This window comes from Psychrobacter sp. ANT_WB68 (assembly GCF_008369115.1).
In the GTDB taxonomy this organism is placed as follows: domain Bacteria; phylum Pseudomonadota; class Gammaproteobacteria; order Pseudomonadales; family Moraxellaceae; genus Psychrobacter.
The window spans coordinates 60434-81871 of the sequence record NZ_VOAZ01000005.1 but is presented as its reverse complement, the minus strand read 5'-3'; the positions used below and the strand labels follow the sequence as shown (position 1 = coordinate 81871).

Here is a 21438-nt window from a genome sequence, read left to right as displayed (position 1 = left end):
TGGGTCAAATATCATAAAAAAACTTGGATAAACCATTCTTTATCCAGTCTTGACGTAAAAACTTTGCTTGCGCCCATTCTTTTCGAGATGCCTACACACGTAAAGCCCAGAACAATACAGCATGCCTATGCGCTTACTACATGATGGACACGCCCACCAGTACCGATAGCCGCCATAATTGCAGCGCGTCTTTAGCAGTTTGATGTTATAGCGGTATGTATTGCCCTTGTATTGATAGCTCATTGCTACGCTGTAGGCTTCTTTACCTTGTAGCTGCTTACGGTAGGGTGTAATGCCTAACTGTAGTTAGTCGCTAAGGCTATGAGTATTGGCGGCAGTAGGCATAGTTGATTTTTATATAATCATTGAACAAATTTTTATATTATGACAATAACTTTGATTGATAAAATGCAGTTATTTTCTGTTATTAGAATATTTTACAAAATATAACTAATAAACTTTTGCTTGTATAATTAAGTTTTAACAATCAACTATAGTGGAATTAATTTATGAAAAAGTTAATGCTTGTACTTGTCACAATGACATTTGTTTCTACTGCATTCGCTCATGGTGGTGGTACTAACTCAGCAGGTTGCCATAACGATACTAAGAGAGGAACTTATCACTGTCATTAAATATTAATCTATATGATTTCGATTTAATGACACGAAATTGAATGAAACGCTTTTCTAGTCGTAAAATACTTAACTGTATTTTACGGCTTTTTAAATTTACACAGACAGCAATAAATGAAAATAATATGCAATGTGAATCAATGCCTGCTTCCATCGTCATTATTATAGAACATTCCACTAAGGCGGTTAGGTAGCTATAAATAGTTACTACGATACTTGTCGCGAAACTATAAATCATTGGCAAAATATGCCCCGTGCGCGTACTGTTCCATAAACTCGCTCTAACGTGTCCAACAATTCACTTTTAACCCCTCTTACGATGTCCGAAAATTACCCCTTTTTATGGACTAGCAAAACTAGGGGAAACCTCACTTGCGCTTGTGCGTACTATTTGCAAAAGTCGCTCTTTTTATGGACTATAAAAAGTCCCCTCTAAGATGTCCAAAAACCTATCCAAGTCCTTTTAAAACAGTCCGAAAAATTAGCCCCTTTATGGACTCCGAAAACCTTTTTATACGGTATGAGAACCCCTTTAATTGCTGCCTGCCTCGCGTGCGCGTGCGATACTTGTTAAGAAACTATCTAAGCCCTTATGCTATATGGCTTTGTGATAATGGCAGTCATGCGCTGTTGAGCGTGCAAAATGTTAGCATTTGTTAACATTGCGTGGTGTGTAATTTGGTTTTGAATGTATGGTTTTGTAAGGTTCTTGCGTTAAGCGTATCGGCTTAAAATGACGGGTTTTGACAGGTTGGCGGCGGTGCAAAATGTCATGTTTTGTCATGTTTTGGGTTCAGGTTTTCTCAGGTTCTGGCATTGATTAAATCGCGTTTGAATAACAGGTTTTAACAAGTCGGCGGCTTGCTGAATGTAAGGTTTTATAAGGTTCTAACCTTGTGGTTATCTTGGGGTAGTGAGTGCTGCCAATAACAACATTTCACAACATGCGCGGCGATGTCTGTTGATCCATAACCTTAGGGAAACCTTAGGGTTTCTTTACACTATAAAAAGGGCTGGTACTGCATAAATGCCTACCTTTTTTATATCTAAATCATTAGTTAGTTTTTACTATTTACTATTTTGCGCTTTGAACTTCTCTAATCGTTCCTCTGTTTGTTTACACCTATCTAGCCCCATTCTAATAGCCTCGGACAAATCGGCATCACGCTTGATAGTATTTTTCACGTTTGCTGTCACACCGCTGGTTTTTTGTCTGATCTGAGCTAACTTATTTAATGGAAAGCCTATTGTTAACTCATCATTTGCAGTATCGTCAGGATAGAACGATACTTCGTTCAAACTGCAAGCAATATTGCCATAGCTAGTAGTAAATGGGTATGGCTTAACATTGCCATATGATGACCAATGCACCTCACTAACTCCTATATAATCATCAGTATCACTGTCTATATCATCAAAGGGTCGGCAAGCTGTGAGTGATATTAAGAATATAAAAGCTAATTTTTTCATTTGTCTGCCTGTTAATATTTATTCAATAAGCTATAGATTAACACGATTATAGTTCAGTTTCTTTACACTATAAAAAAGGCAGGCGATAAACGCCTGCCAATATAGTTTTATACATACAAAAAGTCGCTAAACTTGCTAAATTTCATCTAAGCCTTACCAATTATAGCTTGTAGCTTAGTTAGCAGCTGCTAACGTCCTGCTAAAGTTGCTATAGTTCCGCTAAATGTTAGCCGTGTTTAGCAAGTATAGCAATGCTTAGCAGTGGCTTACCTAAAGCTAAGCCCTTGACTGGCAAGGGCTATATGAAGTTTAGCAAGTTTAGCAGCTTTTTAAGGGTAGCTAAGGTTAGCTATTCATTAATTAGCTTTGGATTAATACACACTAAACGCCTGCGCCCCTCATTTTCTAACCGAACGTGCCCCATGCTTTCTAAGTCATCAAGTAAGCTATTAAGTTTCTTACCTCTAATCGCATTAGGTGCATTTTGCGATACAAACGACTTATTCAAGATAGGTGGATTTTTACCCCTCGCTTTATCCACTAGCCAGCTGCTTAACTTCTCACTGTCGTTCTGCTCACCTGTTGGCGTTGCATCAAGGTAGCGTAAGCGTTCGGCTGTTGAATACTCAACCAACATAAAAGCCCGTTTAATATCATCAGTAGTGATTGCCTTGCGCCCATCAAAGAACGCCATTAATGACGCAATACGGCTCGCATTTTCTGCCATGCGTGAGGCATACGCTTTTAGATACTCTAACGGCTGCCCCTGTGCCTGTCTGTCTTCTATTGCCTGTTTGAAGTCGCTAAAGACTTGCCTAGTCTGCTTGTCTGCCCATTGCATTTTAATGCGCTGTGGTGCGCCTGTGCTGTCATTGGGTAGATTGGCTGGCAATGGATCAAGTAAGCTCTGGCAGCGTGACCAGTATTCTATTAAGTGCGGATTATCATAAGGGCTTTCGTTATTGCGCTGTTCATCGTTCCATACTCTTTGACCTCGCAAGTCTTCGGGACAAGCAATCAAGGCACGGGCTAAAAAGCCTTGTCCATTCATCACGGGGTCGGCTAGTGCTGGCTCTAAGATAACGCGCTGTCCTTGTAGTAATAGCGTCATACGCACGTTGTAAGCGTCTGTATGTGGTGTAGCATAGGCAGACTTTTGCGAGCGTAAACGGGACACCTCACCATCACTATAAAGGGTCGTCAATGATGATAGGGCATTGCCTGCGGTATCACCTTTCATGGTGTGACCATTAAAGAATTGGGCGGCTTCGTCTGTTGTCCATGAAGCGTTACTAATACTGCCATCAATAAACTTATCGAGTATCGGCTCAATGGTTGCTTCTTTAAACATGGTCTTAGGGTTTTGGGGCTTTGGGTTGGACTCTAAGAAGTCGGCTAACTCCTTACCTTTTAGGCTTACCCTGTCATTTTCCCATGATGACAGCTCAATAAGATAATCAGCATATAGCTGCTTTTCATACTCACGTATTTTGAAGTGAGTTAAGCCCATTGCTTGTGACTTGCCGCTACCACTTTCGCCCTCTGTGATTAATATTAGACTGGTTGGCATATAACCGTGCCCCATTGGCGCATCAATAAACCGCTGCCCCATGTGTGCCAATGCCCCTAAAACGCATTGTCCTGCGATTGCAGTCGGTGCTTGCGTGTAGTGTGCCACTGCTTTAACAACGTGCTGTAGTAAGCCTGTGAACGCATCTATAGGGTAGGGCGTGGGCTTGTTTGGATTATTGGCTAATGGTTCAGGTTCGCCCCATATTTCAGCCTGTAGATCGAGTATGGTTGTATCACTGTCCGCTAGTATGTCGGCATAGGTAGAATGGTTATCTAACTGTAGCAGCACATCAAAAACAGTAATAACCGCTTTGACATTGCAACCTGCCAGCGGCTTACATGCCTTATCTTTTTTATCTATGGTGGTAAAAATAGTTACGGGGTAGGCTTCGGCAAAATGCTTTACCATGCCATTAAATAACAGACTATCAAGGCTTGTTAATACCGTAACATTGTCATTTATTAAGCATTGAGCAAGCATTACTGCATCGTCTAAGTTATCAACGGCTATCAGCTCACGGGTGCTATCTAACGTCCCAATGATTAAGGCAGACGGCTGCATACGGTCAATGATTAACGGTTTTTGACTGCCATTAGGCGTTATGCTGCCAATGGTAACGGGTTGATCTTGATTGCTGCTTAATACTAGCCCTATCGTGCCAGCTGTGGGCGCTATCGTTCCTGTATCAAAGCCTGTGGTTATGGTAATATTATCATCAATGAGCAATAGCTTATCTTGTATGCCTAACTGCTCACATAGGTTGTAGAAGTTTAGTAGCGTATTGTCATCTGCCAGCCCTTGCCGTGTGGCTGCATTAAATCGATTTACCATTTCAAAGCCTGTGCTAAATGCATGGGCTTTTTGATGGCTGTCTGTTTGTTGTGTGGTAGTCATCTGTTCCCCCTTGCTTGCGACTGGTTCGGCTGGCGCGTGGCTCTATATTTTTTATAGTAGCTTTTGCGCTTGGCATGCTTACGGCTTTGCTTTGGTGGGTAGCGTTTCATTGGCTGCCCTCCTTGCCGTAACCTGTCATGGCTAGTGGTTCATTGATGATATTTAATTGACTGCATAGCAGATTAGCCCATGTATCGGCTGCATCATGTGATAGACGCGCCATAGACATAGCTTGGCTGGGTGTTATTTCTTGCTTGTAGATAAGGTGTAGGAGTGCGCCAATATCATTTAATACAGTGATAGCGCCTGTCAGGTCACATGCAATATCGGACAGCATGATAGACGGCATTAAAATTACTTCGTCATCGTCTGCAAATGTAACGTCAATTACTTTGCGCTGGCGTGATTGCGCGTCAATCGCTTGGGGGCTGTTAGTAGTGGTTTGGTTGTTTGAGGTTTTACGGATTGAATTAGGCATGATAATGCCCTCCTTGCGTTGTTTTTTGAGTATGTGTCACGCTATACGGTAAAAGTATAGGGTGACGGGTCTTACTCTCGGTCACGCAAGCAACCGCCCTGCATATTCGCCCAAAGGCTATTTTATTTTGCAGCGTCAACCCGTCATAGTCGGTTAGCAAGTGATTTGCTATAGATATGATGGTTTGCCCCCTTGTCGCGCTCAGGTGCGCTTGTGAGGCAGTGTCTGTCTGTTTGATTGAGGATTGAGAGTCCATACCAATGACAGGCACAAAAAAAGCCAAAAGTTTACGGATTGGCTGTCCGCTTGCGTGTTTTTTTGAGAGGTCTATATAGTAACCGCTGCTATCATCGGTTGCAATTAATTTTGCGTTGACTGACTGGCAAGCGATTAGTGAGAGTAGCAAGCCGATACCTGCTACCCATGACATGAATATAATAAAGCTAAGTAGTAAGCCACGTTTGCCTGTCTGTTTGCGACCGTATGCCCCGTGGTTGGCTGTTAGATTGGTTCTGTTATCTTTGCTCATTTCTTATCTCCTCCACGTTGAAAAGACTTGGCTGCATCTGCTTTAGGGTACTATCAATATCTTTCTGTATTTGTGGCTTGATCTGCTTACCACCAACGCAAAGGAAACGCCCTGCGCTAGTGAGTCCATCATCAACCACCTTTAAGTCATGGCATAAATCGTTGAGTCGCTGGCTAAGTTGCTTTTGCTGATTAGCTATTGAGTCAAAGGCACGTATAACGAGTAGTTGAAAACGTGGGCTAATCCACATTGCATAACTATAGACAAGCTCACGGCATACAAATGTGCCTTGCTGTTCTGAGTCACCACCTTGAATAACCTTGTAAGCTGTTGAATTTGTTCCGTTGCTCATATCTGAGCAACGCTCTATTTCGTCAATCAAGGCTTTTGTGTTTTCTAATCGCATGAAGTTTGCTGGCTTATGTTTTTGGCTTCTACCACTTACTTTATGTAGGTCATTGAGTGAATAAAGCCCGTCTTTCATATTTATGGTGCTGTTTGAGATAGTAAGCATGATTACACCCCCTCTACGGTTTGCGGTATTGGTTGATCTATCCAGTAGCGTTTAAAGCGTTTGTCGTTATTCTTTACCCATTCATCTTGAATAGTTACGCCTTGATCTCTTAGCTCACTGATACGCTGTAAAAAGCACGTTATGTTATAGAGGTCGTACGCTTCATAAGTGGATAGGCTTTTGCCTGCCAGCATGTGATTAAGAATGATTTGTTTGTATTTTTGCTTTGTTTGCCGTGTGTTCATGGGTTACACCTCGCTAGTGGTTGAGGTGTGAGAATTAAGCCATTCGTGAATGTCTGAATAATTCCATGCGGTCATAGTAGGGCTTAGCTTTTTGCCAGCTGGGAAACGTCCATCTTTTGACCATTCAAAAAGGGTGGTTTTACTAAAAGGTAGGAACGGCAGAATATCTTTAGCCCTGCCCATACCAGTAGTAGGCATTTGCATAGCTTGATAGTTTTCGGTGGTTGGTTCGGTATCGTGCGAGGTATCATCAGTAAAAGGAATTACTGGGGTGTTTTGGGTTGGGTGTGCCATGTTCTAGCTCCATGTAGTTTGTTGAGCCGTAAAGGTGTTCTACGGCTTACATGGGCTATCTTATGGGGTGGTAGTAGAGTGTAGAATAGTTATGCAGCGTAACCGTCATTGCTTACGCTGCAACTAGTATTGCTTACGATGTAAATAGTAGTGTTTGCATTGCAGATACTATTTATTAATCGTTAGTAAAAATTCCCCTACGGGCTTTGCTAAGATGATCTCTAATAGTTTCAAGCTCTAATTCTTGTTCATTATGATGCTCATATATCCATTGCGCTACTGCTTTGATAGTTGGTTTTTTATCTGCACTACCTTGACGACTTTCGTCTAATTCTAAGTATTTACGTCTTAGGCGCTCTACATGACCCTGCCATCTTGCTTCATTAGCTTTTTGGGTTCTTTTACTAATATCAAAATCAATTAGGTTTTGTGCCTGCTGTTCTGTTATTGGCATACTGGATTGTATTTCTGCACCATAGAAGAATGATGCATTCATTAAACTGCTAAGAGCGTCATCTTCCCTATCAGCTAAAGCATAAAGCTGGGCTAATATTGAGGTATATAAAGCTTTGAATATAATAACAGGGTGAAAAACAGTATTTTTATTTTCAGCTAACACGGCTAAAAAATTCTTATCTTGATTGGTAAAATATAATTGTTCGCATAGTGAAAACCTATCCATTGTTTTGTAGTTCTCTATAAAAAACCTTGTGACAAACAACCTTGCCTCATGAAAATCTATTACTCGTGGTTGAGAATATGTGAACCCATAATCACACGCTATACAGGTATAAAATATCGCTGCTTCTACCTGTACCGCCTTTGCTAATAAGTTTTTTATCTCATTTGGATAGCCCGTAGATATTTGGTGCATTCCAAGCATATTGATTTTAGTACTAACTTCAAGCGCCCTTAAATAGAAACTTAACCTTTCATCTATCTTTAAAATGGTATCAACATTACTTTCGGCATATTCTATGATGTTATGAAGTTCTGTAAATGATGGACTATCTTGCATAATTCACACCTTTACACACCTTTAAATCAAAGTAGGTGCAAGGCAGTGCCAGCCTAAAGGTGTGTGAACGGCTGGCTTTCGGGTAATTAGTCCTAGCCTTGTATGGTCATTACAGCATGATATTAGCCATGCTTTTGTGCTTGTTGTTTGAAGTCTGCACGGATCAAGTTATCTATCTTGCCAGCGTAAGCATCATCAATGAAGTTTGCCCACTCATTCATCATCTTAGTTCTGTAGGGTAAATGCTGCGCCCCGTTATAGGCTTTACTGATTTTGTTTTCTTTCTCATGTGCCAGCTGTAGCTCTATCGCTTCGTGCATGTATTCCTGTTCGTGTAGGGTAGTGCTGGCAAGTCCACGGAAACCGTGCCCCGTCATTCTGCCCTTATAACCCATGCGCCATAGGGCAGTGATAAAAGCGTTTGTACTGTATGGCTTACGGGTTGAGGTATTAAAGAAAACGTATTGATCCGAAAACCCTAGCGCCTTGATCTGTTCTAAGATTGCCATTGTTTGAGGGGCAAGCGGTACTAAGTGCGGTCTATCCATTTTCATTTTGTCGGCTGGTATGCGCCATATCTTGGCTTTATAGTCTATCTCGCTCCATTCCATAAAGCGTAATTCTTGCGTTCTTACAAACGTATAGCACATAAACCATAAGCCTAGCTTCACCAGTAGATCACCCTCATAGGCATCAATGTCTTGTAGTAGCTTTGGTAATTGCTGGCTGGTGATACGGCTATGGTGCTTCACCTTATGCGGTTTTAAAGCTTCGGTTAGGTCGTTGGCTGGGTTGATGTTTGTTAAGCCCTCACGTATGGCTTGTTTAAAGATTTGCCCTGTTTGACGCATTGCACGCCTTGCCATGTCACTCGCGCCCCTCGCTTCGATAGCTTTACCGATAGCCAAAATATCAGGCGCGGTTATGTCTTCTATATTCATGTGACCAATGACGGGCTTAATATCGCGTTGGTACTGTGAGTAATCACGGCTATAGGTAGTAGCAGCAATATGTGCCTTGCGGTCATCATGCCAACGCTGGGCTATCGTATCGAACGCCCTTGATCCATCATTGTCTGCTTGTGTCTTTTTCTTATCGTCTTTAGGGTTCACACCATCAGCTATCAAGCGTTTAATCTCAATATTGCGCTGGCGTGCATTTTGGAGGCTCATTACTGGATAAGTGCCAATAGTGAGGGTTTGCTGTTTGCCTTGCCACCTGTAGGCACTGATCCATGACTTAACGCCTGTATAACGCACCCATAATTGCAGCCCGTTACCATCACTGTGTTTATCAGGTCGTTTTGTGTCAATAGAGGTGGGGCTAGGCTGTAGCTTGTTGATACCTGTATGGGTTAGGGGCATGGGTCTATCCTTTGTTGGTATTGTCCATGTTGGTGCTGCTCAATACCAACAATAATACCAACATTCTATATGGAACGCCATACACCTATAAGGTGGTGAAAACCTGAAAAATGCCCAAAATAAAGGGCATACGGTCAATGACGGTATGCCCTAATATTGTGTTTGGTCGGAACGGCAGGATTTGAACCTGCGACCCCTACACCCCCAGTGTAGTGCGCTACCAGACTGCGCTACGCCCCGAATGACTGACTATTTTACGCAAAATTATGTATATTGCAAGAGCTATTTGTTTTAGCCAAAATCTACAATCGCATTTTACCTATAATAGCCAGCATAACCAACGAGCAGTTAACCTTAACTCAACAGCTCTTTTAAGATTTGGTTCACTTGCTGCGGGTTGGCACTACCGCGACTGGCTTTCATCACTTGACCAACCAGACCGTTAAAAGCTTTTTCTTTACCGCCGCGATACTCTTCAACCATCACTTGGTTTTTCGCAATGACGTCTTCAACGATGGCTTTAATCGCGCCCGTATCAGTTTCTTGTTTAAGACCTTTTTCTTCGATGATTTTATCTGCTGCGTCATCAGCATCGCCGCCTTCGCGCTCATATAAGGCGCTAAATACTTTCTTAGCCAATTTGCCAGATAGGGTATCGTCTTTAATACGTGCCAACATGCCAGCCAATTGCTTGGCGCTGATAGGAGAGTCGATGATGTCTTTATCATCTTTATTCAACGCCCCTAGCAGATCGCCCATGACCCAGTTAGCCGCCATTTTTGCATCTTGTTGCCCAACTTCAGCGACAACGGCTTCAAAGTAATCGGCTAGCGGGCGGCTACCTGTTAGGATACGAGCGTCATATTCTGAGAGACCAAGCGCCTCTTCAAAACGTGCACGACGGGCAACAGGCAGCTCAGGCATTGCCGCCCGAATGCTATCAACGGTATGCTGCTCGATACGCACAGGTAGCAAGTCGGGGTCAGGGAAATAGCGATAATCGTTGGCATCTTCTTTGGTACGCATGGTGCGAGTTTCATCGCGCTCTGGATCATAAAGCATCGTTGCTTGGATAACTTTACCACCATCTTCGATGATATCGATTTGACGCTCGATTTCACGATTGATGGCACGCTCGATAAAGCGGAACGAGTTGAGGTTTTTAAGCTCAGTACGTGTGCCCAATTCTGCACCTGGCTTGCGCACAGAGACGTTACAGTCGCAGCGGAATGAGCCTTCTGCCATGATGGCATCTGAGATACCGAGCCAAGTGACCAGTTGATGAATGGCTTTGATATAAGCAAGGGCTTCATAAGCTGAACGCATATCAGGCTCAGAGACGATTTCGATTAATGGCGTACCAGCGCGGTTAAGATCGACGCCGGTCATACCGTCGACGGCATCATGCACTGATTTACCGGCATCTTCTTCTAGATGTGCGCGAGTGATACCCATGCGTTTAGGGTATTCGTTTTTCTCGCCTTCATTGACCACGACATCGATATAACCCTTGCCAACGATAGGGTTGGCCATTTGGGTGATTTGATAGCCTTTTGGCAAATCAGGATAGAAGTAGTTTTTTCGGTCAAACGTATTAAATAACCCTAGCTCAGCATTGACGCCGATACCGAATTTTAAGGCACGATCGACCACGCCGCTGTTTAACACAGGCAATACGCCTGGTAGACCTAAGTCAACGATACTGGCTTGGGTATTTGGCTCATGACCGAAGTCAGTTGGTGCGCTTGAGAATATTTTACTTTCGGTATTTAGCTGGCAGTGAATCTCAATCCCGATGACCACTTCATAGCCATCGACGAACAGCTCTTTGCGGACGATTTCTTGGTGAGCGGCATGATCAGTAGTAGTTGCTGTGTTCATTATACCGTCTCCTTCGCGATGGTAGAGTGTTGTAAATGGTGGTCTGTATGCTGCTGGAATAGGTGCGCGGTAGAGAGCAGCTTGCTCTCTTGCCAATATTGACCAATCAATTGCAAACCGATTGGTAAGCCGTTTGAGGTCAAACCAACTGGCTGACTAAGGGCAGGTAGACCGGCTAAGTTGACACCGATGGTATAAACGTCACCTAAGTACAGCGTCGCAGAGTCAAGGTCTTCACCAAGCTTATAAGCAGCGGTTGGCGCAGTTGGACTGGCGATGACATCACAGTTAGCAAAAGCGTCTTCGAAGTCTTTCACGATTAGACGACGCACTTTTTGTGCCTTGGTATAATAAGCATCGAAGTAACCAGCCGATAGCGCATAAGTACCAGTCAAAATACGACGTTGTACCTCAGGGCCGAAGCCTTCTGAGCGTGAACGCGTGTATAAATCGAGCAGATCAGTTGGGTTTTCACAGCGATAACCAAAGCGCACGCCATCGAAACGTGACAAGTTCGAAGAGGCTTCAGCCGGTGCGAGCATATAATAAGTGGCAAGGGTAATCTCAGGGTCAGTGATGGTCACCTCTACAATGGTAGCGCCAAGCTCTTCGTATTTCTTTAACGCTGCACGCGCCGCTTGCTCGACTTCAGCATCAAGACCTTTGCTAAAGTATTCTTTAGCAACACCAATACGTAAGCCGGCAAAAGGTTTATCCCCAGCGCTGGCTGCTGCCTCATTTAAGTCTTGTACATAATTAGGCATATCATGCTTGATAGAGGTGGCATCGCGTGTGTCATGACCGATCATCGGTTGTAACAAGTAGGCGCAGTCCATGGCACTACGACCCATGCTACCCGCTTGATCAAGGCTTGAAGCGTAGGCAATCATACCAAAGCGTGAGACGCGACCATAAGTCGGTTTGATACCCGTTAAACCACAAAATGAGGCAGGCTGACGAATAGAGCCACCCGTATCACTACCGGTCGCAACTGGGACAAAGCCTGCGGCGACCGCAGCGGCACTACCACCTGATGAGCCACCGGGGACGTGCGCTAGATTCCAAGGATTGTGTACCGCGCCATAATGTGAGCTCTCATTGTCTGAGCCCATCGCAAACTCATCCATATTGAGCTTACCAAGGCTAATCATGCCCGCTTTATCGATATTGGTGACGATAGTGGCATCATAAGGTGATATAAAGTTATGCAGCATTTTTGAGCCGCAAGTCGTCAATACGCCTTGGGTACAAAAAATGTCTTTATGTGCCATCGGTACACCAAGCAGTGGACGCTTGTCGCCTTGGGCACGCATCTCGTCTGCCGCTTGTGCTTGCGCGCGCGCAGTTTCAGAGGTATGAGTGATAAAGCTGTTAATCTTACTATCAAGCGCATCGATGCGTTTGATATAGTGTTCAGTCAGCTCAAGGCTGCTAAATTTTTTGTCTTGCAAGCCCGTAATAAGCTGCTGGGTACTTAAGAGGTGAAGTTCAGACATAAGGTGTCGTCCGTCAAAATGTGAATAGCAGTAAATAGGATAAAATAAAGGTAAGAATAATTACTCAATCACTTGTGGCACCAGATATAGACCGGCTTCAACAGCAGGCGCCATCGATTGATTGCGCTCGCGATTGATGTCATGTTTGGCGACGTCGGCGCGCAAATCTTGGCAAACTTCATGAATGTTTGATAAAGGTTTGATGTCAGTAGTGTCTACATTGCCAAGCGTTTGCATCAGTTTTAAGACTTTACTGATATCGTCGGCGTAACTGCTGGCGGTGTCTTCATCAACACCAAGGCGAGCAAGGCGGGCAACTTCTAAGATTTCTTGACGACTGACAGTATTTTCAGTCGCTGGGGTTGGCTGTGACATAATTTCTCCAGTTAAGGACAGTTTTTATTAGAGTAGGATATGACTAAAATAGGTCAGTATTCAGATAGATAACCACTACAACATACTAAAACAAGGGCTGTATTTGAATGTTTTATAGAGAGTGCCCTTATTATAAAGCATCTGACCCAAGATTACAGAGCAGGGGCTTTGATTGCTGCACTATTCTTCATTGTTGGCTCAATGGTGTTATTAACCAATGCTTTTACTAAACGCTCGACTGTCTTTGTAAATAGGCCATCAGTATCAATGAGCTTTTTTTATTATCTTTATAAAATCGTAATATTTGCAAAATTGACCGGATAGTTATGGATTGATTGTCAATTGCTCACTATTCCGTTATGAAATACGTTACAGTATGCACGCACTGCTCAGTAAATTACCAAGTAAAAAACTCAGCAGAAATGTCACATGGCTGTAGCGCCTTGTTAGTTATTGAATTAAATGGTGTTTCATATAATGAAGTGGTATCGTCCGCCATTTCAAACTTTGTAACAATTTTTAGCGCTTAAGAGCAAAATCCTAGCGTACTGATGCAAATATCTGTGTTTTTTTTGAGCTAAATCGGTATAATTTGGCTCAGTTTTTTCATTTCATCATTATGGCTTCGGTTTGACTTGTTGCGATGATAAACTCTCGCCACAGGTCATGTCTAACGACAACCTGCACAACACTGACGAGTAACCCCTCAGTCAATCTCATTCGCCTCATTCGTAAGACGCTGGATATATTAGTCATGAACCTGTTTGGATTTTTATCAAATAATATCGCAATCGACCTCGGTACTGCGAACACCCTTATTTTTATTCCTGGCAAAGGCGTGGTGCTCGATGAGCCTACGGTGGTCGCGTTACGAAGTAATCGTACCCAAAACCCTACCGTCGCCGCTGTTGGTATTGATGCCAAGCAGATGCTGGGTCGTACGCCTGCCAATATTACGGCGATTCGCCCGTTAAAAGACGGCGTGATTGCAGACTTTGAAGTGACGCAAAAAATGCTCAAGCATTTTATCACTAAGGTTAGAGCCAAGCGTTTTATGGCCCAGCCTAACGTGGTGGTTTGCGTACCATGTAAGTCCACACTCGTTGAGCGCAAAGCGATTCGCGAAGCGGTCTCGTCAGCTGGCGCAAGCAAAGTATTGTTGCTAGAAGAGCCGATGGCAGCAGCAATTGGTGCCGGCATGCCGGTCCATGAAGCCAGTGGTTCGATGGTGGTTGATATCGGTGGTGGTACCACTGAGATTGCCGTTATTGCTTTGTCAGGTTGCGTTTATGCGGAATCGATTCGTATCGGTGGTGATATGTTTGATGAAGCGATTATCACTCATGTTCGCCGTACCCATGGTTGCGTGATTGGTGAAACCACGGCTGAGCGTATCAAACAAGAAGTTGGCTCGGCATTAAACGAAGACAGCCAATTAGAAGTCGAAGTTCGCGGTCGTAGCATGGCAGAAGGCGTACCAAAAACCTTTACGGTCAACTCAGAAGAAGTACAAAAAGCGCTGAGCGATCCGCTAAGTGGCATTGTGAGCGCGGTAAAAGCAGCACTTGAACAAACGCCGCCTGAGCTGTCATCAGATATCGCTGAACGTGGTATTGTCTTGACTGGTGGTGGCGCGTTATTGCGCGATTTAGATAAGTTAATCTCTAAAGAAACGGGTTTGCCTGTAACCGTTGCTGAAGACCCATTAACCTGCGTCAGTCGCGGCGGTGGTATTGCGCTTGATTTTATCAATAACAAAAGTCTAAATATGATTTTTGTCTAAATCAGCACTGTTCATATAGTTAGTACTGTTTGTATAGTTGGTAATTAAGCATGGCCATATTGGCTCTGCTTTATTAATGCTAGCATAACATTGCGTGAACGCTTTATCATAGAAACCGTTTTTTCTTATTCGTTCTATTCTATTAAAGGTAACCAATCAGGTTGCCTTTAATAACATTAACCCATGCCAAAACCCATGCTAAAAAGTCAGTAGCAGCAAGATATCACTTGCTTAGTCGTTTTGGTCATTGGTTTTTGGCATATATTACTGTTATTGATGAGATGCTAACTACAAAATTTTAATCGGGTCATATTTTATATCTTGATATTTGATACTGCTCTATGCAGTGCCAGTTATTGCTCACATTAAAACCTCTAGATTAGACCAACTATGATTCCAAGTATTTTTGCTCGCCAACCGTTAGCGCTTCGTAAGACTGCTGTTGTATTGATAGTGGCGCTGATATTGATGTGGTTTGATAGCAAAAATTCTGAATGGTTCAATCCCATACGTACGACCACTCATGCCGCTATGCAGCCTATCTATGAGCTGTCATTATTGCCAAGCTATGCAAAACACTGGTCAAGTGGCAGTTTGCAATCAAAAGAAGCGCTCCGCCGCGAAAATATGCAGCTCAAATCGCAACTCATCCATGCCCAAGCCAAGCTCCAGCAGCAAGATTATATCTTGGCACAAAACGCCCGCCTGCAAGGCATCCTATCGACTACGCGCCCTGAACAGTTTGATTTAAATTTGGCGCAAGTGATCGGCACCGATACCAATCTGCTCAGGCAAATTGTGGTGCTCAATAAAGGAGAGCAAGATGGCGTACAAGTGGGTCAGACGGTCATCGATGAAGACGGTATCTTAGGTCAGATTATTAATGTCTATCCCAATACCAGCCGCTTATTACTGATTACCGATGAGCAACAATCGGTCGCCGTGACGGTCAAGCGTACTGGACAGCGCGCTATTGTTACGGGCGAAGGCATACCGACGTCTTTACGCCTTAATTATGTTTTTAAAACCTCAGATGTGCGCGTGGGTGATGAGCTGGTATCGTCAGGATTGGGCGGCCGTATACCAGCAGGTTATCGAGTTGGTCGCATTGCGCATGTTGAAGACACGCAAGCCGATAACTTTAGGAGTATTGAAGTCACGCCAGCGGCAAACTTTATCGACAATGCTTACGTGCTGGTACTACAAGATAAGCTGGTCAATAAAAACAATGCAGGCATCAATGAATAGTAATACTTTATGCGTAATCGTGCAGAGCTTGTAATAATAGATAGCATGCACGGATAGCATCCAAAGATATTGTTAACCGCCGCTTTATTTCTCTCAATGCTAGATAAATCGTTAAATAGCAGCCGCTAAACGCTCGATAAAGGTAAGTATTCATGGCATATCCTGATTCTGATAATGCAACTGGACTGTTGCTTGCCGTGATTGTCTTGAGCTTTATTGTCGCCTCGTCGCTCAGTGTTTATCCGTTAAGCCCTAGCATGGCAACATTGCGCCCGATGGTCATGATGATGGTGCTGATTTTTTGGTTACTGTTTCAGCCGCGTTATGTCGGAATTTTTAGTGCCTTTACTATTGGCATCATCGCTGATTTATTGATGGATACACATTTGGGTCAGCAAGCTTTTGCCGCTGTGATGGTGGCACTGGTGATAAAAGTGACCAGTATCTATATCAGACAACTAAATACCATCAGCGCTTGGCTAATAGCAAGCCTAGGATTGGTCGTCTTCCAAGTCACTTTATGGGTACTACAGATGTTTATCCAAAACACCTTTGTCGCCCAATCCGCCTTTTCTTTATTGATGAGCATCATAAGCTGGCCATTAGTGCTATTTATCTTACGCAAATTTGCGCGCTAGCTTTATATGCTAAGCCTGACTTTTAAGCCAATCGAGAAAACGAGCATTTAACACCACCTGAACATGATCGAAGCGGATTTTTACTAGCCAAATCTTGGGTACTGGGTGATAAGCATTGAGTGAGCGCAAACCAAGTCATTGCCATTAAGCCTGCAAAAAGAAAAACTCATAACTCGATAAAATAAGAGAATCACGATGGAACTCATTCTAGCGTCTGGCTCACCGCGCCGTCATGAGCTGCTCACAAGGGCGCAACTGGACTTCACTGTCATGAGCGTCGATATTGATGAGACGCCTCATATTGATGAAGCACCCACAGATTATATTGAACGCATGGTCGCTACCAAGGCAGATGCGGCGCTAAAACAATTAAATAAAGCATTAAATATAAACTTAAAAGACAATCATGCTGATTTATCTGAATCCATCGTTATTTTAACTGCTGATACTATCGGTGTCTTAGCAGACGGCAAGACAGTATTGGTTAAACCGTCTAATCGTGAAGACGCTTATCGCATGTGGCAGCAGATGTCTGATAATGTTCACGAAGTTTGGACAGCGGTACAAGCAACCCATATATCATTGTTCTCTGAAAATGCTAGCAGCCCAAATAATGAACCAGTATTGCAAGTCGTTAATCAACGACAGATCACTGAGCGGACTGAGGTGACCTTTGTACCGCTCACCGAAGAGATGATGGGTCGTTATTGGGAAAGTGGCGAACCTGCGGATAAGGCTGGTGGTTACGGCATTCAGGGTTTGGGCGCAGCATGGGTGAGCCGTATCAATGGCAGCTATACCAATGTGGTTGGTTTACCACTTGCACAGACATTGGCACTTATCAATGAGATGCAAGTAAAAGAGATACAAGAGGATAAGAAGATTGTCAATTCGCTAAAAGTAGATGGTTAATGTTTATGCACATAATGACACGGTAGGGTGATGGGCAAACGTAAGGCGCATTTGCTACACTGTGAGGCTACCAAACTATGAACGCTTCACAAGAAAGCTGAGTGATAAGAGAAAATATTATGTCCGAAGAGCTGCTGATTAATATTAGTCCGATGGAATCTCGGGTCGCCGTGTTAGATAACGGTGTCTTAGGCGAGATTTATATTGAGCGTCATCATAAACTGGGTTTGGTCGGCAATATCTATCTAGGTACAGTGGTACGTGTGCTTCCTGGTATGCAAGCAGCCTTTGTTGATATTGGACAAGCGCGTACGGCGTTTTTACATGTCAATGATATGCAGCGTGAGCCGCGTCCAGTCGCTGAAAATAAAAATAAAGCAACTGATGCTAGCAATAATGAACGCACTATTATAGAGGCTTCCGCTGATGACTTAGCTATCACGCCACCCGTTGTCAGTGCGCAAAGTATGGAAGTCGTACCCGTTTCAAAAACCCTTATCCAGCATCGTCTGCACGAAGGTCAACGCATTTTAGTACAAGTGACCAAAGATCAGTTAGGCAGTAAAGGGGCGCGCTTAACCACCAATATATCGCTGCCATCACGCTATTTAGTGTACCTGCCATCAAGTGAGCACATCGGTATCTCGCAACGCATTGATGGCGAAGAAGAGCGTACACGGCTAAAAACTGAGCTTAGTAGCCTGATGCAGACGGTTAATCTAAAAGGTGGACTCATTGCACGTACAGCGGCTGAGCGCGTGCCTGTCGATAAACTTGAAGAAGATATTTATTATCTATTGCAGCTGTGGCGAACCATTTGTGCCCGTCGCCAAGAAATGAAGCCCAATCAAAGCTCTGAGCTTATCTATCAAGAGTTATCCCTGCCACTGCGCGCAATTCGTGACTTGGTACATGCCGATACCGAAAAAGTTGTGATTGATAATGCGCAAATCTATGAGCAGATCAGACACTTCGCCAAAGAGTTTGTGCCTTTTGTCTATGACCGTATTGTCCATTATACCGCTGAGCAATCACTGTTTGATGTGCATCGTGTCGAAGATGATTTACGCGATGCTCTAAAACGCCGTGTGGACTTAAAGTCTGGTGGTTATTTGATTATTGATCAGACCGAAGCAATGACCACGATTGATGTCAATACTGGCTCTTTCGTTGGGGCACGCTCGTTAGAAGATACGGTTTATAAAACCAATCTGGAAGCTACCCACGCGATAGCGCGGCAGCTACGTCTGCGCAATCTAGGCGGTATTATCATTCTAGATTTCATCGACATGCTGGAGCAGCAGCATAAAGACGATATTCTTGAGAGCTTGCAGTCTCAGCTGGTACAAGATTACGCCAAAACTAAAATTACCCAAGTCAGTGAGCTCGGGTTGGTGGAGATGACACGCAAACGCACGCGTGAGTCGCTCGGTCAGCAGCTTTGTGAGCCATGCTCAACCTGTCAAGGTCGCGGTTTTGTTAAGACAGCCGAAACGGTTTGCTTTGAGATCTTCCGCGAGATTATGCGCTGTGCACGTACTTATAACTCCCCTAAGAAGTTTACAGTCGTTGCCCATGCTGCGGTCATCGATTTACTATTGACGTCAGAGTCAGATACCGTGGCAGACTTAGAATATCTGCTTGGCAGAGTCATTACTTTTGATGTAGAAAACCTTTATACACAAGAGCAATACGATATTGTTTTAGACTGACATTATGATTATTGTTCTTAGATTTAGACAAGGTTATTCTTCAATGAGAGGGCTTGTGTATAAAGCGTAATATCTTGAAGTACCGTCAATATTGCTCTTGCAATGACAGAAATACTATGTATAATATACACCACTGAATTATATATGCGCAGCCAATCAAACAGCTGGCGCTATGACAGCTAGAGCATCGTTTCTAGCACTATTTCATTATGCCTTTGCTGACATCCTATAATGGAAGGGTCGGCGGGGCTTTAAACTATTTTGCTTTTGGCACGCTATAAGTTCCGATAAAGAACTCATTCTGGTTAAGAACAGAAGGCCGCTTTAAGTGAATATTTAACCAAACGGCTTTTGCTCATATCCTTGCAAAGCAAGAATGACAAAAGCACATATTAGGAGCTTGCTGGCATGGCTAACCAGAGAATCCGTATCCGTCTTAAGTCTTTTGATCATCGTTTAATTGATCAATCAGCACAAGAGATTGTTGATACTGCAAAGCGCACCGGTGCGCAAGTTTGTGGTCCTGTACCGTTGCCGACTCGCATTGAGCGCTTCAACGTTCTAACTTCACCACACGTAAACAAAGACGCTCGTGATCAGTACGAAATCCGTACTCATAAGCGTATGGTTGACATCGTTCAACCTACCGACAAAACTGTGGATGCGCTAATGAAGCTTGACTTGGCGGCGGGTGTTGACGTTCAAATTGCTTTGGGTTAATGCACATAAACACCCAACCCATTAATATAAGATATAAAGAGGTCTAAAATGGCGATCGGTTTAGTCGGTAAAAAATGCGGCATGACCCGTGTCTTCACTGAAGCAGGCGCATCTATCCCTGTAACAGTGGTTGAGATCAGTGCTAACCGCATTACTCAAGTAAAAAATACTGATGTAGATGGCTATCAAGCCATCCAAGTTACCACAGGTACCCGTCGTGACAGCCGCGTAACAGCAGCTCAAAAAGGTCACTTCGCTAAAGCTGGCGTTGCCGCTGGTCGTGGTGTTTGGGAATTTCGTGCCAATGACAGCGATCTTGAAGGTCGTGAAATTGGTGGTGAGATCCTAGCTGACTTGTTCGAACAAGGTCAGATGGTTGATGTCACAGGACAGAGTAAAGGTAAAGGCTTTCAAGGCGGCGTGAAGCGTCACAACTTCAGCATGCAAGATGCCACTCATGGTAACTCAGTATCTCACCGTGCCCTTGGTTCAACTGGTCAAAACCAGTCACCAGGTAAAGTCTTCAAAGGCAAAAAAATGCCAGGTCAGATGGGTAACAAACGTGTTACCGTTCAGGGCCTAGAAGTGATATCGGTTGATGTTGAAAAAGGGTTACTTGTCATCAAGGGTGCTATCCCAGGTGCCACCGGTGGCGATGTCATCGTACGTCCGTCAGTCAAAGCCTAAGCAAGGGGATTAACGTGGATTTAAAAACAGTTACAGGGGCGGCAGTTGAGCTTTCTGATACGGCTTTCGGTCGTGAATTCAACGAAGCATTAGTGCATCAAGTCGTCACCGCATATCTTGCTGGTGCTCGTCAAGGTACACGCGCTCAAAAGACCCGTGCCGAAGTTTCTGGCGGTGGCATTAAGCCATGGCGCCAAAAAGGCACTGGTCGCGCTCGTGCAGGTTCTATTCGTAGCCCAATCTGGCGTTCTGGTGGTCGTGCATTCGCTGCAAAACCACAAGATTGGTCACAAAAAGTTAACCGTAAGATGTATCGCGGTGCGATGCAGTGCATCCTAGCCGAATTGATTCGTCAAGATCGTCTAATTTTGGTTGAAGAGCTAAGCGTTTCTGGCCCTAAGACCAAAGAGCTGATTGCAAAGTTAAATGACTTAGGCGCACCTCGTGCACTAATCGTCACCAAAGAAGTTGACGAAAACTTATACTTAGCTGCTCGCAACATTCCACACGTCAATGTACTTGGTACAAACGAAGTGGATCCAGTGAGCTTGATTGCTTTTGATAAAGTAATCATGTCAGTTGAAGCTGCGAAACAATTTGAGGAAGCACTAGCATGAATAACGCAAGACTTTATCAGATCCTAAGAGGACCTGTATTCTCAGAGAAATCTCAAATGCTTGGCGATTCACTTGGTGTGCAGGTATTTAAAATTGACTCTAACGCTACTAAGTTGGAAGTCAAAAAAGCAGTTGAGATGATGTTCGAAGGCGTTGAAGTTTTAAAAGTAAACACTTTGAATGTTAAAGGTAAGACAAAGCGTTTTGGTAAGAACATCGGCCGTCGTAATGACTATAAAAAAGCCTACGTTACCTTAAAAGCTGGTCAAGATGTACAAATGGCTGATGCTGGTGAAGAAGTCGCAAAAACGACTGCTTCTACTAGTGAAACAGCGAACAACGAATAAGGATTACA

At 43.8% G+C, this 21438-nt stretch carries 22 protein-coding genes and 1 tRNA gene; 10 read left to right on the top strand and 13 right to left on the bottom strand.

What is annotated here, in order from left to right; all coding sequences use genetic code 11:
* Nucleotides 1–509 precede the first annotated feature (509 nt).
* Nucleotides 510–635, top strand: a complete 126-nt coding sequence (locus tag FQ084_RS13465) for a YHYH domain-containing protein (RefSeq protein ID WP_149490948.1) — start codon at nucleotides 510–512, stop codon at nucleotides 633–635.
* Nucleotides 636–1703: 1068 nt separating this feature from the next.
* Here the strand turns inward: FQ084_RS13465 and FQ084_RS12480 are convergent.
* From FQ084_RS12480 to gatC, 13 genes are all read right to left on the bottom strand, one after another.
* Nucleotides 1704–2105 (bottom strand): hypothetical protein, encoded by a 402-nt coding sequence (locus FQ084_RS12480; RefSeq protein WP_149490947.1) that lies wholly within the window; start codon nucleotides 2103–2105, stop codon nucleotides 1704–1706.
* Nucleotides 2106–2454: 349 nt separating this feature from the next.
* The gene (locus tag FQ084_RS12475) at nucleotides 2455–4572 is read right to left on the bottom strand and encodes a DUF3987 domain-containing protein (protein ID WP_149490946.1); all 2118 of its coding nucleotides are present in this window, start codon (nucleotides 4570–4572) and stop codon (nucleotides 2455–2457) included.
* Nucleotides 4573–4678: 106 nt separating this feature from the next.
* The gene (locus FQ084_RS12470) at nucleotides 4679–5050 is read right to left on the bottom strand and encodes a hypothetical protein (RefSeq protein WP_149490945.1); all 372 of its coding nucleotides are present in this window, start codon (nucleotides 5048–5050) and stop codon (nucleotides 4679–4681) included.
* Entirely contained in the window at nucleotides 5043–5579 is a 537-nt protein-coding gene (locus tag FQ084_RS12465) for a hypothetical protein (protein WP_149490944.1), read from the bottom strand. The genes FQ084_RS12470 and FQ084_RS12465 overlap by 8 nt, the downstream gene beginning before the upstream one ends.
* The gene (locus FQ084_RS12460; RefSeq protein ID WP_149490943.1) at nucleotides 5566–6093 is read right to left on the bottom strand and encodes a KilA-N domain-containing protein; all 528 of its coding nucleotides are present in this window, start codon (nucleotides 6091–6093) and stop codon (nucleotides 5566–5568) included. The genes FQ084_RS12465 and FQ084_RS12460 overlap by 14 nt, the downstream gene beginning before the upstream one ends.
* Nucleotides 6094–6095: 2 nt before the next feature.
* Nucleotides 6096–6338 (bottom strand): helix-turn-helix domain-containing protein, encoded by a 243-nt coding sequence (locus tag FQ084_RS12455; protein ID WP_149490942.1) that lies wholly within the window; start codon nucleotides 6336–6338, stop codon nucleotides 6096–6098.
* A 3-nt stretch (nucleotides 6339–6341) separates the two neighbouring features.
* Complete coding sequence (locus FQ084_RS12450; protein ID WP_262880783.1) at nucleotides 6342–6632, bottom strand: helix-turn-helix transcriptional regulator; 291 nt, start codon at nucleotides 6630–6632, stop codon at nucleotides 6342–6344.
* Nucleotides 6633–6807: 175 nt separating this feature from the next.
* On the bottom strand, nucleotides 6808–7650 hold the full coding sequence (locus FQ084_RS12445; protein ID WP_149490941.1) for a hypothetical protein: 843 nt from the start codon (nucleotides 7648–7650) through the stop codon (nucleotides 6808–6810).
* A 122-nt stretch (nucleotides 7651–7772) separates the two neighbouring features.
* Nucleotides 7773–9014: a tyrosine-type recombinase/integrase gene (locus FQ084_RS12440; RefSeq protein ID WP_149490940.1), complete on the bottom strand. Its 1242-nt coding sequence runs from the start codon at nucleotides 9012–9014 to the stop codon at nucleotides 7773–7775.
* Between the two features lie 163 nt (nucleotides 9015–9177).
* Nucleotides 9178–9254: transfer RNA gene (locus FQ084_RS12435), tRNA-Pro, on the bottom strand.
* Nucleotides 9255–9368: 114 nt separating this feature from the next.
* The gene (gatB, locus tag FQ084_RS12430; protein ID WP_149490939.1) at nucleotides 9369–10895 is read right to left on the bottom strand and encodes an Asp-tRNA(Asn)/Glu-tRNA(Gln) amidotransferase subunit GatB; all 1527 of its coding nucleotides are present in this window, start codon (nucleotides 10893–10895) and stop codon (nucleotides 9369–9371) included.
* Nucleotides 10895–12391: an Asp-tRNA(Asn)/Glu-tRNA(Gln) amidotransferase subunit GatA gene (gene gatA, locus FQ084_RS12425; protein ID WP_149490938.1), complete on the bottom strand. Its 1497-nt coding sequence runs from the start codon at nucleotides 12389–12391 to the stop codon at nucleotides 10895–10897. Before gatA ends, gatB begins: the two co-directional genes overlap by 1 nt.
* 60 nt (nucleotides 12392–12451) lie before the next feature.
* Nucleotides 12452–12766, bottom strand: a complete 315-nt coding sequence (gene gatC / locus FQ084_RS12420) for an Asp-tRNA(Asn)/Glu-tRNA(Gln) amidotransferase subunit GatC (RefSeq protein WP_149490937.1) — start codon at nucleotides 12764–12766, stop codon at nucleotides 12452–12454.
* Between the two features lie 754 nt (nucleotides 12767–13520).
* Between gatC and FQ084_RS12415 the strand changes: the two genes are divergently transcribed.
* The 9 genes from FQ084_RS12415 (at nucleotide 13521) to rplW (ending at nucleotide 21430) form a co-directional block, all read left to right on the top strand.
* Nucleotides 13521–14549 carry a rod shape-determining protein gene (locus tag FQ084_RS12415; protein WP_149490936.1) on the top strand — a complete coding sequence of 343 codons (1029 nt, stop codon included), beginning with the start codon at nucleotides 13521–13523 and terminating at the stop codon, nucleotides 14547–14549.
* 390 nt (nucleotides 14550–14939) lie between these two features.
* On the top strand, nucleotides 14940–15797 hold the full coding sequence (gene mreC / locus FQ084_RS12410; RefSeq protein WP_149490935.1) for a rod shape-determining protein MreC: 858 nt from the start codon (nucleotides 14940–14942) through the stop codon (nucleotides 15795–15797).
* 152 nt (nucleotides 15798–15949) lie between these two features.
* Complete coding sequence (gene mreD, locus FQ084_RS12405; protein WP_149490934.1) at nucleotides 15950–16435, top strand: rod shape-determining protein MreD; 486 nt, start codon at nucleotides 15950–15952, stop codon at nucleotides 16433–16435.
* A gap of 195 nt (nucleotides 16436–16630) precedes the next feature.
* Complete coding sequence (locus tag FQ084_RS12400; protein ID WP_149490933.1) at nucleotides 16631–17347, top strand: Maf family protein; 717 nt, start codon at nucleotides 16631–16633, stop codon at nucleotides 17345–17347.
* A 119-nt stretch (nucleotides 17348–17466) separates the two neighbouring features.
* Nucleotides 17467–19059 (top strand): ribonuclease E/G, encoded by a 1593-nt coding sequence (locus tag FQ084_RS12395; protein ID WP_149490932.1) that lies wholly within the window; start codon nucleotides 17467–17469, stop codon nucleotides 19057–19059.
* Nucleotides 19060–19467: 408 nt separating this feature from the next.
* A complete protein-coding gene (rpsJ, locus tag FQ084_RS12390; RefSeq protein WP_010196670.1) occupies nucleotides 19468–19779 on the top strand; it encodes a 30S ribosomal protein S10 in 312 nt (103 codons plus the stop codon).
* Nucleotides 19780–19827: 48 nt separating this feature from the next.
* Nucleotides 19828–20466 carry a 50S ribosomal protein L3 gene (rplC, locus tag FQ084_RS12385; protein WP_149490931.1) on the top strand — a complete coding sequence of 213 codons (639 nt, stop codon included), beginning with the start codon at nucleotides 19828–19830 and terminating at the stop codon, nucleotides 20464–20466.
* A gap of 14 nt (nucleotides 20467–20480) precedes the next feature.
* Nucleotides 20481–21083 (top strand): 50S ribosomal protein L4, encoded by a 603-nt coding sequence (rplD, locus tag FQ084_RS12380; protein ID WP_149490930.1) that lies wholly within the window; start codon nucleotides 20481–20483, stop codon nucleotides 21081–21083.
* A complete protein-coding gene (gene rplW, locus FQ084_RS12375; RefSeq protein WP_149490929.1) occupies nucleotides 21080–21430 on the top strand; it encodes a 50S ribosomal protein L23 in 351 nt (116 codons plus the stop codon). Before rplD ends, rplW begins: the two co-directional genes overlap by 4 nt.
* Nucleotides 21431–21438 lie beyond the last annotated feature (8 nt).